11 protein-coding genes are annotated in these 14,339 nt (G+C 45.0%); 5 read left to right on the forward strand and 6 right to left on the reverse strand.

Going from position 1 to position 14,339, the window contains the following annotated elements:
* Nucleotides 1-198: 198 nt before the first annotated feature.
* From BDE36_RS14605 to BDE36_RS14630, 6 genes are all read right to left on the reverse strand, one after another.
* Complete coding sequence (locus BDE36_RS14605; protein WP_141815460.1) at nt 199-1,710, reverse strand: RagB/SusD family nutrient uptake outer membrane protein; 1,512 nt, start codon at nt 1,708-1,710, stop codon at nt 199-201.
* A 22-nt stretch (nt 1,711-1,732) separates the two neighbouring features.
* Entirely contained in the window at nt 1,733-5,029 is a 3,297-nt protein-coding gene (locus tag BDE36_RS14610) for a TonB-dependent receptor (RefSeq protein WP_161987631.1), read from the reverse strand.
* A 244-nt stretch (nt 5,030-5,273) separates the two neighbouring features.
* The gene (locus BDE36_RS14615) at nt 5,274-6,344 is read right to left on the reverse strand and encodes a FecR family protein (RefSeq protein ID WP_141815462.1); all 1,071 of its coding nucleotides are present in this window, start codon (nt 6,342-6,344) and stop codon (nt 5,274-5,276) included.
* A gap of 53 nt (nt 6,345-6,397) precedes the next feature.
* Nucleotides 6,398-6,970, reverse strand: coding sequence for an RNA polymerase sigma-70 factor (locus BDE36_RS14620; RefSeq protein WP_128767564.1), 573 nt, complete (start codon nt 6,968-6,970; stop codon nt 6,398-6,400).
* Between the two features lie 42 nt (nt 6,971-7,012).
* Entirely contained in the window at nt 7,013-9,727 is a 2,715-nt protein-coding gene (locus tag BDE36_RS14625) for an alpha-L-rhamnosidase (protein ID WP_141815463.1), read from the reverse strand.
* Nucleotides 9,728-10,078: 351 nt separating this feature from the next.
* Nucleotides 10,079-10,630, reverse strand: coding sequence for a hypothetical protein (locus BDE36_RS14630; RefSeq protein ID WP_141815464.1), 552 nt, complete (start codon nt 10,628-10,630; stop codon nt 10,079-10,081).
* Between the two features lie 440 nt (nt 10,631-11,070).
* Between BDE36_RS14630 and BDE36_RS14635 the strand changes: the two genes are divergently transcribed.
* The 5 genes from BDE36_RS14635 (at nt 11,071) to tnpC (ending at nt 14,160) form a co-directional block, all read left to right on the forward strand.
* Nucleotides 11,071-11,520, forward strand: a complete 450-nt coding sequence (locus tag BDE36_RS14635; RefSeq protein WP_141815465.1) for a rhodanese-like domain-containing protein — start codon at nt 11,071-11,073, stop codon at nt 11,518-11,520.
* 95 nt (nt 11,521-11,615) lie between these two features.
* Entirely contained in the window at nt 11,616-11,921 is a 306-nt protein-coding gene (gene tnpA / locus BDE36_RS14640; RefSeq protein WP_141815466.1) for an IS66 family insertion sequence element accessory protein TnpA, read from the forward strand.
* Nucleotides 11,918-12,283, forward strand: a complete 366-nt coding sequence (gene tnpB / locus BDE36_RS14645) for an IS66 family insertion sequence element accessory protein TnpB (protein WP_141815467.1) — start codon at nt 11,918-11,920, stop codon at nt 12,281-12,283. The genes tnpA and tnpB overlap by 4 nt, the downstream gene beginning before the upstream one ends.
* Before the next feature lie 18 nt (nt 12,284-12,301).
* Complete coding sequence (locus BDE36_RS14650) at nt 12,302-12,514, forward strand: hypothetical protein (protein ID WP_141815468.1); 213 nt, start codon at nt 12,302-12,304, stop codon at nt 12,512-12,514.
* 29 nt (nt 12,515-12,543) lie between these two features.
* Complete coding sequence (tnpC, locus tag BDE36_RS14655) at nt 12,544-14,160, forward strand: IS66 family transposase (protein WP_141815469.1); 1,617 nt, start codon at nt 12,544-12,546, stop codon at nt 14,158-14,160.
* The last annotated feature ends 179 nt before the right edge of the window (nt 14,161-14,339 follow it).

A 14,339-nucleotide genomic window follows, 5' to 3' on the forward strand; every position in this document is an offset into this window, starting at 1 on the left:
ATAACAACGACTAAAATCTAAACCATATCTTGCTCCGAAGCATTCGAAAAGCCAATTTAGGTTCGGCAAACCGGGTAAAATTTATTTCCCGCTAGTACAAAAACTTACTGTAAAGTGCAGGGCTTAGTCCGGGAAGGCAATAAAAAAGGCTCATACCCGTTAGGGCAGAGCCATATTATAAGATCAATACCAATTTATCTACATGGGGTTTTGCGTGAGATTATCCAGATTAACCTCTCTTTGCGGAATAGGAAGCAACAGGTTATTCTCAGTCACCATATAGGAGTTCGAAGGAATGGGTTGTTTTGGAATCTCCTCACGTCCGTGCGCCGTCATCACAGCAACTGCCCTTCCCGACCTTACCAAATCATACCATCGCTGGTTTTCAAAAGCCAGTTCCACTCTCCTTTCCTGAAATATTGCATCCCTGAATTCCTGCTGGTTTTGTATCCTTAACGAAGGATTGACATTGCCGGAAGTTTTAGGCTGCAGGCCCGCTCTAACTCTGATCTCATTTAGCAATGTAAAAGCTTCGCCGTTAGCAACAAATCCCTGTTCGTTCAGGCATTCCGCTATCATCAATAGCACATCAGCGTATCGAATAACAGGAAAATTATCGTCCGTACTACCTATGTCAACGATGCCATGATTGTATTTATTGATGTAAGGAACATTGACGAAACCTGCCTCAGGATCGGTAAATCCTTCTTTTAACGAAACGTCCTTTCTTAGGTCGCCGGGCTCATACGCTTCGATAAGATCCTGCGTCGGGATATTCCATCCTGCGTTGTAAGACAGCGTAGTATTTCGATCACCAGTTACAACACTCCCGGAGTTAAAGGGAGCAAACTGATAAATAAAATTGCTGGCAAGTTCAGGAACGGCACCGAGATACTGTATTTCAAATACCGATTCATCATTGTTCTTATTCTCGGGACTGAATACGCTGGCGTAATTTGGTAATATTCTGTAGCCAAGAGAAGTAACCTGCCGCAACGCCAGCAGCGCTGCCGGATAGTTTTTCTGTGTGAGGTATACTTTTCCCAAAAGAGCCAGCGCAGCGCCTTTTGTTGCCCTGCCTTTATCGCTGGCTCCGTATACCGGGGGCAGCTTTGCCGCAGCATCCTCAAGGTCTGAAATGATCTGCTGGTAAACTTCCTCCACTGTAGCCCGTCCGGCCGACTTAGCATCGCTGGGCGTTTGCGTTACGCTTAGTCTTAAAGGAACGCCTCCAAATTGCCGTACGAGGTTAAAATAATGAAAAGCCCTCAGAAATTTTGCCTCTCCTATAGACTGGTTCCTGGATTCATCCGGCATAACAACAGCCGGCGCATAGGTTATAATATCATTACAACGCGCAATACCCGAATAATTCTCCCTCCAGTAATCCTGGATCAGTGTATTTGTTGAATTTACTAAAAACACGTCAACAAACTCCCTGTTTTCCTGACCGCGCTGCGGAGGATTGTACTGAAAAGTAGTATTATCAGATCTCATTTCACCGAAAACCCAGTAACTGAATAATCCCATATCCCTCAGAGACCGGTAAGCTCCGTTTACCCCCTGTTTTATATCAGACTCGGTCTTAAAGAAAGTGGCGCCTGATAACTCTGTTTCCCGATTCTGATCCAAAAAGTCTTCATTACAAGCTGCTAAAAGTATATTGAGGCACAACAGGCCTGCTAAAAAATTTCTTCTTTGATTTCTCATTGCCAATAGATTTAAAACTCCATCAAAAAGTCATGTTCACTCCAAATGTTACTATCCTGGGAAGAGGATAATTGGTAAAATCCCTCCCGGGAACAAGTACGCTTGAACCTGAAGTACTCGCTTCAGGATTCGCCCCGCTGTAGTTTGTAAACGTGGCGACATTCTGCACACTTCCATAAAGACGCAGGCCTTTTATAGTCTGCGAACTGCCTATAAAAGACTGTTTGAAATTATATCCAAGGCTGATATTCTGAATGCGCAGATAACTTGCATCTTCTACCCATGTAGAATTGACATCGCGGTAAATGACACGGGCGCCATTGGTTGTAGGAGTCATTCCGTCTCCTGGATTCTCCGGCGACCTCCATCTGTTAAGTACTTTTCGGTCCACATTAAACACACCGTCAATGTTGGTCAGGTATTCGTTTGCCGTTTTAAGGATCTGCCCGCCTTGCGATCCTACCAACAAAACGTTCAGGTCAAAATTCTTATATCCGAAACTGTTGGTGAAACCATAGGTAAAGTCGGCCTGGGGATTACCAATCACAGCAAAATCTTTTACCGCCTCTATGATGCCATTCCCATCCACGTCTTTGTATTTTACAGAACCCACTACAGAAGTTGGATGTTTAGGCGAGTTTGCCAGATCCTGGGCATCCGTATAAAGCCCTTCCATCACAAAACCAAAGAACTGTCCGAGAGGCTTACCCACTTCTGTTTTATGAGTATATGATCCCTCTCCGCTGCGACCCGAATATATGGGATCGTTATTTGCATTCAGGGCCAGTACCTTGTTCCTGTTAAAGCTGATATTAAAATTTGTGTTCCATGTAAAATCGCCTTCCAATATCCTTGAGTTCAGTCCTACCTCAAGCCCGCGGTTTCTGATCTTACCCAAGTTTACAATAGCACTGCCAAAGCCCGATGCGAAAGGAATCTCTGCGGTATAAAGCATTGCCGTTGTGATCCGGTTATAATAGTCGACTGTCAAATTCAGACGGGTCCTGAATAAGCCTAAGTCCATACCTGCATCAAACTCATCCGAATTTTCCCAGGTAAGGTCACGGTTATTCAAAGACGTGGAAACGCGGCCATTGGCAAGTTGCCCGCCAAAAGCATAGTTAGCGCGACCAACCGATGATGTATACGTGTAGTTACCGATGTTAAAATTACCCGAACGTCCATAACTAGCCCTTAACTTCAGGTCGCTGATCCAGGAAATATCCTTTATGAAATCCTCCTGTGAAACTCTCCATCCAATCGCCGCGGAAGGGAATGTTCCATATCTGTTATTAGCCCCGAAACGGGAGGAACCATCCGAACGAATAGTCGCAGTTAGAAGATACTTATCTTTAAAAGAATAGTTTACACGGGCAAGATAAGAAAGCAGCGACCACTTTTCTACTCCCTCGCCCCAGGTTCTGATTTGCGTCGCTGCATTGATCGTCTTCACAAGATCATCCGGATAGTTGGTTGCAAAGATCGATATAGTCTCGTTTCTTTCTTCCTGAGCTGTATATCCAACTACTGTATTCAACCGGTGATCGCCGAAAGCCTTATCATAGCTGACCACCAGTTCAGACAACCAGTTAGTTGTGTTACTTCTGCCTGTATTAGAGTTTGGCACTACCGGCGGCGGACTGCTTTCTCCCCCCACTGTAGAAGGATTGAAGTTGAAACTTCTGTTCGCGCTATAGTCAACATTAAAACTATACTTAGCTTTCAAACCTTTGATGATCTCATATTCGGCGAAAGCGCTTCCAATACCTCTGAAAAACTTTTCTTTGGTACCGGCGAATTCAAGTGAATTCAGAGGATTAGGTGCCCCGATTGCCCCGGGAGAAGTTATATATGGCGTTCTGTTTCCCGACGCATCCAGAGCAGGAACAATCGGACTTAGCCAAAGGGCACGCGTGATGATATCCCGGAAACCCGTTTCAAAGGAATTTCTGTTCTGTGTTCCCGCAGTAGGCGCCAGGTTTAACCCTATTTTCAATTTACTGCTCAGATCCGACTCAAGGTTTGCCTGGATGGAATACCTTTCATAATCTGTATACCTTACCGTGCCCTCCTGCGTTAAGCGACCTAAAGAAAAAGAATAACGTGTACTTTCAGATCCTCCCCGTACGCTTGCGTCTACATTATACTGAGGTGCCGTTCTTAAAATTTCGCTGTACCAGTCCGTTCCTTCGCCATACTGAGCGGGATTTCTGAATGCTTCAGGTATATCAGCATCAGTGGTAGCGAGTCCCCGGGCCGTCCGGTCATCTACAATGATATCCCTTCTGAATTGTGCATATTCTGTCCCGTTCAATACCTGCGGACGGCCTTTCTGAGGGATAGTCTGAGATCCGGCATAAGCGTTCACGTTGACTACAGGTGGCCCGGTTTTACCCCTTTTCGTGGTAATGACAACAACCCCGTTAGCGCCCCTTGATCCATAGATAGCCGTAGAAGAAGCATCTTTTAAAACGGTTATAGACTCAATATCTTCCGGGTTGATAATATTTAGCGGATTGTATGTCTGTCCGCTTGTATTCGAGATCGCAAATCCGTCTACGACAAAAAGAGGGTTGTCTCCAGCTCCTATGGAACCCGAACCTCTGATCTTAATTCCCGTCCCTCCTCCGGGGGCGCCTGTCGGCGAAGTGATCAATAAACCCGGCACCTGGCCCACCAGCTTCTGGTCTACAGATGTCACTGGCAGGTCCCTCAGCCGTTGGGCAGAAACCGTCGACACGGAGCCTGTCACATCCTTCTTTTGCTGTTGTCCGTATCCAACTACAACGACTTCTTCAAGAGCTGCACCATCTGCCTCCAGAGTGATTTTCAACCCCGTTTGTCCGGGACTAGCCGATACTTCTTTACTCGCATAACCGATATATTTAATTAGTAAAGTAACCGGCGCATTGCCTTTAACTCTGAGGACAAACTTACCTCCGGCATCGGTCGACGCTCCATTCGTTGTACCCTTTACAATAACACTTGCTCCGATTAAGGGCTCGCCGCCGGGATCGCTGATTGTACCACTGATTATTTCCTGCTGCCCAACATCGGAATCTGCGGGCTTAATGATCACTATATCATTCAGTATTTCAAAATCGAGGGGCTGCCCCTGCAGAACCTGCTTCATTACAGATTGAAGACTGCCGTTCTCAGCAACAACATGCACCTTCTGACGCAGATTGACCTGATCCTGCCGATAAAAAATAGTATAGCCACTGGTCTTTTCAATCTTCTTTAGAACGTTACCCACGGTAGTATTGGGCTCATTTAAAGTAAATGAACTCTGAGAGTAGCCAGCTGCGTGAATTTGCATAACTCCACAAAAAATGAAGAAGGTTGTAAGCTTCATAGCTCTTAAAAAAATTCGCCTTACCGCACTGCAGGGCAGTACGTTTCCTGGTAGAAAAATCATAAATTTGGTTAATTATTGAGTTAACGAAAGGCTGCCCTGGCTTCGCATGCGCAGGCAGCCATTAATTCAGTCACCGGGATGTTAGCGCATCCCGGTTTTAATAAAATTGGTAGTTGTAAGTCTTTCTATCCCATATTCATTTAATTTAGTTATTTCCCTTTATAATGATCTTGTTCCCGCTGATGCTGTAATTTATTGGTGTAGTTTTCTTTATAATTTCCAAAACGGTGGTCACATCATTTACACTACGGAAGCTTCCCGAATACTTAAAATCTTTCAGATCTTCGTTTTCGAAAATCACCTGCACGTTATATCTTCTTTCAATATCCTGGGCAATTTGTTCAAACGTACTTTCATGAAAGGCCAGCAACCCATCTTTCCATCCAATATACTGATCCTCCGTTTCCGGGTTTAGCTGTTGAATCCGAACGGGTACATCAGCTTCAATCGGTTTAGATTGTACTGTAGCTGCGACATTCCCGCTCTGCTGCCCGATATCTATCTTTAAAACCTGCCTGCGCTTCAAAAACACCTTAGCTAATTTTGCCTTCTGATTAAACTTGCCTTCAACGGACACCTCCCCTTCCAATACTGTAGCTTCGAAGACCGGCATTTCGGAGTATGCTTTAATATTGAAAATGGTACCAATATCTCGTATTATAAAATCTTTGGTTTTCACCATAAATGGAATCTTTTTGAGGCCCGGTGCAATATCAAAATAGGCTTCGCCATTTAAATAAACCGTCCTCGATGTCTGACCAAAATCCTTTTCATACTTCAGGGTACTACCGGCGTTTATCCAAACCTTACTTCCATCTGGCAGCAGCAACTGTTTCCGGCTGCCCTTTATAACATTAACAACCGTGAATTCACTTTCATTTCCAGCAGGTCTGGTGAAATAGTAAAACCCTGCCGAAATGCATAGTACAATCGCCGCGGCAGCGGCGATACGCCTCCAGAGTTGCGTGATTCCCGCAGCTGTACTTCCTGCCGGTCCCGCCGTCTGCCCTGTCCGGCTCAGAAATTCAGCGTAGGCCTTATCGGTATTTATCTGATGCCCGGTGATCAGCGTATTATGCCAGGTTTCATAAAGCTCTGCGAAATAAGCCTCGTTCTCCGGGCTTTCTTTCATCCAGGCCTTTAGCCAATCGGCCTCCTTTTCAGACGCCTGTCCGGTTATATATTTAACCACTAATATTTTAATGTCAGAATCCATATTTCAGGTGATAAGACAACCTGGAAGGCAGACACCCCCAAAAGATTTAAAAATTATTGCAAAAACAGCAGGAGCAACAGGAGATGATAACGGAGGGAGTGTCTTAACTTCTCTAAAGCAATGGTGATTTGACGCTCAACGGTCTTCTGGGAGATATTCAGCGTATCGGCGATCTCCCTGTTTTTAAGGTGTGAAAACCTGCTTAACTTAAATACCGCCTTGCATTTCTCCGGGAGAGCATCTATTGCTTTATTAATATCTGCGCGGAGATCTTTCTCGTTGTATAAATGAATGAACGACTCCGTTGCGCTTTGCATGAAGCCGCTCCTCTGAAGGTAGCTGATATACTCGTTCTCCACCTTCTTATGCTTCAGATAGTTCAAACACCTGTTTTGAACCATCTTGTATAAATAAGATTTCAGAGAATCCATCGGTTCCAGCGACTCTCTCTTTTCCCATAAATAGGTAAACGTATCCGAAACTATTTCCTGGGAAAGGTCCAGATCATTTAGAAAACGGTTGGCAAATAAGGTAAGCTCAGGATAATACATCCTGAAAACCCGTTCAAACGCCTTAGCATCTCTGAGGTCATATTGGCTAACAGACGTTTTATTTGCAGATGTCATCTTTTTAAATCCTCCGAAAGGTGTCGAAGTGTCAGGAGCAAACTATCTCACTTCAAAAATATGAGTGCCTGCCGCTAAGTTCAATACCTTTTTCCCCTGGGCATCAACATTTGTTGAAATAAAATCAGTTTCTTTCAAAGCTTTGCCGCTGGTAAACACTCTTTTCCCTTCTGCAACCTTCAGACATACTGTGGCGGTTGAATTGGCGGGAATAACGAAAGTATAGCTGGTCTTTTTATCCGTTTTCTTCCATGAAGATATAATTTCACCGTAAGGACTTTTGTGCTTCGCCTCAAAAGAATTGAGTCCGGCAACTACATGGGGTTCAAGCAAAACGTTTTTAAAACCAGGCGAAGCCTCATCAGGCCTTATACCTCCGGGGCCCTTATACAGCCAGGCACCAATCTCTCCGAACATCATGTGGTTTAACGAAATGTCCCGGGCGGCTTTAATATCCCAGTTCTCGTAAAGCGTAGTTGCACCGTTCACTATCCACCATCCCCATGAAGGATAAGTATCCTGGCGGGCAAGTTTATAAGCAGTTTCCGCTTGTCCATTTTCGCTGAGAGCGTTCAAAATGGCTTTTGCTCCGAGTACCCCAACATCCAGGTGAAAATTGGACTCTTCCACTTTTTTAGCCAGATTAGAAGCAACCTGCGCTTTAAGCTCGTTAGGCACTACGCCCCAGAATAATGGAACACTTAACTCGGTTTGTGTGCCGCTGGCGTAGGTGGCTTTACCCCGGTCGAGGTATTTGTCGTTTATTGCTTTCTTTATTTTCTCAGCAAGAGCGCTGTAGTAGGCATAGTCATCATTCTTATTGAACATTTTTGCAGCTTTAGCAAGAATGCTGGCATCAACAAAATAATATACTGAAGATGTCAGTTCAAGCGAAGATTGCGACTTAACCGGCACCCAGTCGCCCCTCCCCCAACTGGTAAGTCCGCTGGGACTTCTATGTTCAATGTAGTCGACGTAACGCTTAATATTCTCATAACTTTCTTCAAGCAAACGGCTGTCGCCATAAAAAAGATAAACATTCCAGGGAATTATGGCGATGGTACTGGTCCAGTCCGTCCCGTTTGCAGTACCGTAGCCCCAGCCTCCTGTAGGAATTATATCGGGGAGCACACCATTGGGTTGTTGCTCATCCCGGTGATCTGCGATCCACTTTTCATAGATAGTGATACCGTCAAAGTTATATAAACCTGATTCCACTGCAAAATGTCCGTCACCTGTCCAACCGTTTTTCTCCCGTTGAGGGCAGTCTGTAGGGTATCCATAAAGATTCGATAAATATGAATTATTCGTGGCTTGCCAGATCTTATTGATCAGCTCGTCGGACGCATGGATGCTCCCTGCAACCGGCACATCGCTATGCATAAAATAGCCGGTAAGGCTCTCCTTGTTCAGGGTAACAGGCTTGCTGCTTGTTACCTCCACATATTGAAAGCCTTTATAATTGAACTTCGGCATAAACTCTTCGGTTCCTTTCCCACTCAGGATAAAGATATCGGTCTGAAAAGGATCGGTATTATCGAGGGGCCTGTAGTAAACATCGATATTCGACATATCAAGACGGCCGTTCGGATAAAGACGTTCGCCATGCTTCAAACGAAGTGTCGTTCCCTCCGCCCCCTGAACACTGATCCGGCTCACCCCGGCAATATTTCTGCCCAGATCGAACAAATAAGTGGTGTCATTAATCTTTTTAACAGATTTAGCAGGGATCGTTTCGACATTGCGAATTGGATGTAAAGCCTGAGATACTATATTCTGAGAAGGCGCAGCGCGGTACATTACTCCGTGCCACTTAGAATCATCAAAATCAACGGTATTCCAACCCTTTTGTTCACGCCGGGCATCGTAATGTTCGCCCGTATAAATGCTGTTGAATACAATAGGCCCCTGATCGGTTTTCCAGTCGAGGTCGGTGCCCACCACTTCTAACGTTCCGTCCTCATACGTCAGGCGGAGATCCATACAAAATGCCGGCCTGTTACGCCATGGAGCACGCTCAAAGTTCCAAACTGCACGCGATTGATGATTGTACCAGCCGTTGCCAAGAATGACTCCGACTGCATTTTTTCCGCTTTGCAGATGCTCCGTTACATCATAACTTACATAGATGTTGCGGCGGTCGAAACGCGTATAAACCGGATCAAGCCGATGATTACCAACTTTCTTACCATTCAGATACAGTTCATACAGGCCGCCAACAGCAATATAAGCTCTCGCGCTTTTCAGCTTTTTGGAGGTATTAAAAACCTTACGAAAATAGGGCGCAGGCTTCGTATCAATGGAGCCATGATCAGAAATCCAGGTTCCTTTCCAGTTCTGCTGCCCCATCATTCCTGTCTCAAAAGCCGATACCTTTGATTCTGCTGGTTTGCCGAGCTGATCCCAGCTTACAACTTTCCAATAATACCTGGTAAAACGATTTAGTTTTTTTCCGGAATAAATGACCGGCATACTTCCTGGAGAAATTTTCCCCGAGGTCCACAGATCCCCGTCCTTATTCCCTACCCTTATAGAATCAGTTCCAACAATAACCTCGTAGGCGGTTTGCTTCGCTCCCTGGCGACTGTCGTTAAGCGTCCATGTCAGGCGGGGTCTTTCCGAATCAATTCCAAGTGGATTTACAAGGTACTCACACCTAAGGTCAACAGGCTCGCCTTCACTTGCAGCAAACGAGGATGCGGATAAGAAGAAGAGAGCTATCAAAGCTAAAGAGCAGCGGTCAAATTTTACTAACATCTATTCAGGTTATTATTTCAAGGCTAATTTGCAATAATAATTTCATCTTTCAGTGTTAGCAACCTGTACTGTCCTGCCTCAAGGGGGTGTAATGGATATCATAGTAGCTGGAAAGTTCCTTCCTCCTGGCCGGCTAATACGCTAGCTCTTCACAGTTAAAACCAGTGTCCCGCAAGGTTCTGATTATCGTTTCCGGGCTGCCCGCTGGTGTGTCGACGCGTAAGATCTTATCGCAATCGTCTAGATCGAAAGTCCATTTCGCCAGCGGGATTACCTCATTCAAACAAATATTCATGCCTTTGATTTTGTAAAATGTAATTGATCTAACGGTCACTAAAAACGACCTGCTGGTTAAAAGCTTTCATCCTGGTGCGTAGTCTCAAAAGCGGTATCGCGGGATGCCACAGACCTCTTTCCTTTAGCTATACTTTTAAGTCGTATACTTAAATCAGGATAAGAACTTGCGTCCTTAAACACTCTATTGAGTGCAGCAGCGTCAAGGTTTGATAATTCCGGAAACTTCTTCCTGACCTTAGCGTAGAGAGCAGCAAACTGCTTTTGTCGCTTTAAAAAGAGTGCCGGATCTTCTACCCCTCTATTTCGATAGTACTCAATCCATTCCTTCAGCATCTTGTTTTTTTCTCGGGGAGGATGAATATCCTTACTTCTATCCCTGGAGAGCCACATATTCGCAGTGTTTTGATACATTTCATTCATTCTTTTGAATTGGGGGTCTCCCCTGAGCCTCTCAGATAAACGATTTGTAAATGCCAACTTTTCGCTGATTGACATTTGAGAATAAGGTTTGATTTTAGAACTGTTATTCACCGGACCCTTATCCGGGTTGTTGCGACATGAAGCTATCGAAGCGACAATAGATATTAATAAGATTATTCCTTTCATTTGATTTTAATTATTCAAGTAAACAATGGGCTTTTGCGATAACTTGCAAATGGTGGTCGTCTTGTAGAACTCAAGGGCTAGTATCTGTTGCTAAGGTTTGTTTAAGATTTGTTAACGGTTTACAACTGTTGATTCATTAATATCAAAGGTATTGTCAAATTTAGACAACTTCTCTCCTAGGGTATTTGTTCTTGAAAAATCTAAAAACTCAAAACAACAAATATCTATATGTCAGTTATTTAACATTCAAAACAATACAATCTAACTCCAGCGAGAACTCTCACCATGCCTTCAAACATACTAAACACATTGTTGCTCTACAAGATGCGGCTGACAAACTATTTCGGGAGTAGCTTTTTGGATTCGATTTCTGATACCCCATATGATCATTATCTTATTCTGCGTACTTTCAGGCATTTAAATCCAAACATCAATTAACGATGAGAAAAACACTAAGCATACTGGTTATTGTATTGATAGCAGCATTAAATTCAAATGCTCAACTCCAGAAAAGGTACCAATTAAAAAAGGACCCGTGGAATAAAGATGAGTTGATTGATCCGGCAACACTGGCCGCTCTGATAAAAAATCCAAAAGCATCTAAGCCCATCATCTTCAATATAGGTGTAGTTGAGAATATAAAAGGAGCAAGACATATTGGGAAAGCCAGTGATAAGGAAAATTTGGAACAGTTTAGAAAGGCATTATCGTCAATACCCAAAAGTAATAGCATAGTAGTGTATTGCGGCTGTTGTCCCTTTGATAGATGTCCGAATATCCGGCCTGCCTTTGAGATGTTAAAGACCCAGGGATTTAAGAACGGTAAACTCCTCAACCTCCCAACGAATATAAAAGTCGACTGGATTGATAAAGGATATCCTATAGAATAAGCTAATGTGCCCACTATCATATCAAAGTATCCGTCCCGTAATGTAGGTTCCCTAAAGAATACGGGAGCGTTCTACCTTTGAAAAAAAAATCAAAGATGGAAGCAGTCAAAGCCTACACGAAAGAAGAACGGGAGTATCATGTACAGCAATGGCGGGACAGCGGCAAGAGCCAGAAGTCCTACAGCTGGGAAGCAGGCATTCCAGTGTTATCCCTTCATTATTGGATCTACGGAAAGAAAAAGAAAGCAAGACAAAAAAGCGGGATACCAGCCTTTGCCCCCCTGCAAGTGAAAGAAGATGAGGCCCCCCATCTGGAGATCACCCTTGAACTGCCGCGGGGTATACGGATTATCCTTCAGGGCCAGGTGAGTGCAGAATACATCAAAAGTTTGCTTGGATGAGCCTGCTATCGCTGCCCGCCCACCTTTCTTATTATCTGTATACCGGCCATGCTGACATGAGACGTACCTTTGAAGGCCTGTGCGGGCTGGTGCGTAATGAAATGGAAGCAGACCCGCTGAACCATCAGGTGTATATCTTTATTAACCGGCGGGGTACCCAGGTCAAACTATTATTATGGGAAGGCGACGGTTTCAGTATTTACCACAAACGTCTGGAAGCAGGCACCTTTGAAAGACCGGGCCATAGTGGGGACGACCAACGGGCCATCATTAGCAGAACCCAGTTGCAACTGATCCTTCAGGGGGTAAAGCTGCAGAGCGTCAGTTATCGTAAGCGGTATCAGCGGCGGGGAATCCCTTAAAAGATTAACTTTACGGACATGAAGAAGAAGCGGAAACTACCCCGGTTTAAAGACCTGACCCCAGAGGAATACCAAAAGGTGATGGAGGGGCTCAAGGGTGAGATTGACTATCTGAAAAATGAGAATGAGCAGTTGCAAAATGAGCTCTCCGACCTGAGTGCGCGTAAGGCTTTTCTGAATGAAATAGATGAACAAAATGAGCGTCTTTTAAGGGGTAAAAACTTGCTTTAATACGTTTAAAGGCCTATATTTAAAGCATAATGCAGGTCATCATTCCTCTGTTTGAAACCCTTACCCGGGAAGAATATCAGTCGCTGGTACAGCGGCTGCTTACCCGAATTGAGGAGTTGGAAGACCGTCATTATAAGGACCGCAGAACGCTGGCAGAATACGCGCAGCTCATCTGGGGTAAAAAAAGCGAGAAACACATCCGGGCGCTTGCTGAGGCTGACTTGAATACCGTCCAGGGGGAAATCCCTTTCGCAGACCAGCCGGAAATAGAGACCAGCAGGGAGAAGGATGCAGAAGAAACAGCGTCTGCAGAGGTTGTGCCTGCCAGTGAACCGCAGCATCGGTATCAGCGCCGCCTGAAACCTTGCGGGCGCAAAAAACTGAGCGCAAACCTTCCCCGCGAATATGTGGAAATCCTTCCGGAGAATTACCATCAGGAGATGGTGCGTATCGATGCTGAAATTACCGAAGAACTGGACTACCGTCCGGGCAGCTTCTTTGTGCGGGTCATCTCAAGGCCCCGTTTTACCGATCCCCGCACCAAAGGAGTGGCTATCGCCCCCATGCCACAGCGCCCGGTACATAAAGGTATCGCAGGGGCAGGGCTGCTGGCCTGGGTACTGGTATCCCGTTTTTGTGATCACCTTCCGTACTACCGCCAGGTGAAAATGCTCAACCGCTACGGGGAGGATATTGTAAACACCTCTACCATGGGACGCTGGGTAAAGGAATCGATCAACCTTCTGGCCATCATCTACAGCCGGATGAAAGAACAGGTTCTTCAAAGTGATTATCTGATGGCCGATGAAACCACCATCAAAGTACTGGATACCCATAAAGAGTCAGGCAAGCACCAGGGCTATATCTGGGGCTATCTGGCACCGCTGGTAAAATTGGTGGTCATGGACTATGCCGAAGGGAGGGCTGCCGACTATCCAGAACAGTTTATCGGCGACTATAGCGGTACCTTTCAGACAGACGCTTATGGTGGCTATGATAAATTATTGAAAGACAGAAAAGATATGGTACACGCCGGATGTTGGGTCCATACAAGGCGCAATTTTTTTAAAGCCCTCTCCGGTGATAAGAAACGGGCCACAGAAGCATTGGAGATGATCGGGGCATTATATGCCCTAGAATCTTCAGCACGGGACAAGGGGGCAAATGAGCAGGAGTTTTTACGGATGCGCCAGGAGTTTTCCCTTCCCATACTGGCAGAACTGAAAGAATGGGCAGAAAAGCAACTAATGGAACTTAACCACAGGGCTGCCATAGCAGAAGCCTGCCGGTATATGCTTAAGAGATGGGATAAACTGATGCACTATACCACAGATGGAAGAATGCTTCCGGATACCAATCTCCTTGAAGGCCGTTTTCGCTGCATTGGATTAGGCCGTAAGAACTGGTTGTTCGCCGGCAACCATCAATCGGCCGAAAGAAGTGCCATCATCTATTCTATTACAGAATCCTGCATACTCAATAGCATTGATCCTTTCAGCTATCTCAAAGATGTGCTGGCCAGGCTGCCTTATCTGGTTTTTGCACCCAAAGAAAGACTTGATGAATTGCTTCCTAACAATTGGAAGCCGAAGGCCCAACGAATATATACTCCTGTTCAAGGTCAGGATATGATGATGGCCGGCTAAAACTGAAATATTCCCCAGGAATCAAATACCTATTTTACGGCATGGATACATATCAAACTCATGATTCTTTGGACCATTCGTCTTTTTACTCTTTATTAACTTGCATAAAAAACCGCTTTGATAGCCGGTGGCACGCTTTTTAATTTACGTCTCACCTAAAACTGGCAAATAGAACTCAA

It is taken from the genome of Arcticibacter tournemirensis (genome assembly GCF_006716645.1).
Lineage (GTDB): Bacteria > Bacteroidota > Bacteroidia > Sphingobacteriales > Sphingobacteriaceae > Arcticibacter > Arcticibacter tournemirensis.

Coding starts and splice junctions, on each gene's coding strand:
- BDE36_RS14605 (WP_141815460.1), bottom strand. CDS start 1,710: ATGAGAAATCAAAGAAGAAATTTTTTAGCAGGCCTGTTGTGCCTCAAT.
- BDE36_RS14630 (WP_141815464.1), bottom strand. CDS start 10,630: ATGAAAGGAATAATCTTATTAATATCTATTGTCGCTTCGATAGCTTCA.
- BDE36_RS14620 (WP_128767564.1), bottom strand. CDS start 6,970: ATGACATCTGCAAATAAAACGTCTGTTAGCCAATATGACCTCAGAGAT.
- tnpB (WP_141815467.1), top strand. CDS start 11,918: ATGAGCCTGCTATCGCTGCCCGCCCACCTTTCTTATTATCTGTATACC.
- tnpA (WP_141815466.1), top strand. CDS start 11,616: ATGGAAGCAGTCAAAGCCTACACGAAAGAAGAACGGGAGTATCATGTA.
- BDE36_RS14615 (WP_141815462.1), bottom strand. CDS start 6,344: ATGGATTCTGACATTAAAATATTAGTGGTTAAATATATAACCGGACAG.
- BDE36_RS14650 (WP_141815468.1), top strand. CDS start 12,302: ATGAAGAAGAAGCGGAAACTACCCCGGTTTAAAGACCTGACCCCAGAG.
- tnpC (WP_141815469.1), top strand. CDS start 12,544: ATGCAGGTCATCATTCCTCTGTTTGAAACCCTTACCCGGGAAGAATAT.
- BDE36_RS14635 (WP_141815465.1), top strand. CDS start 11,071: ATGAGAAAAACACTAAGCATACTGGTTATTGTATTGATAGCAGCATTA.
- BDE36_RS14625 (WP_141815463.1), bottom strand. CDS start 9,727: ATGTTAGTAAAATTTGACCGCTGCTCTTTAGCTTTGATAGCTCTCTTC.
- BDE36_RS14610 (WP_161987631.1), bottom strand. CDS start 5,029: ATGCAAATTCACGCAGCTGGCTACTCTCAGAGTTCATTTACTTTAAAT.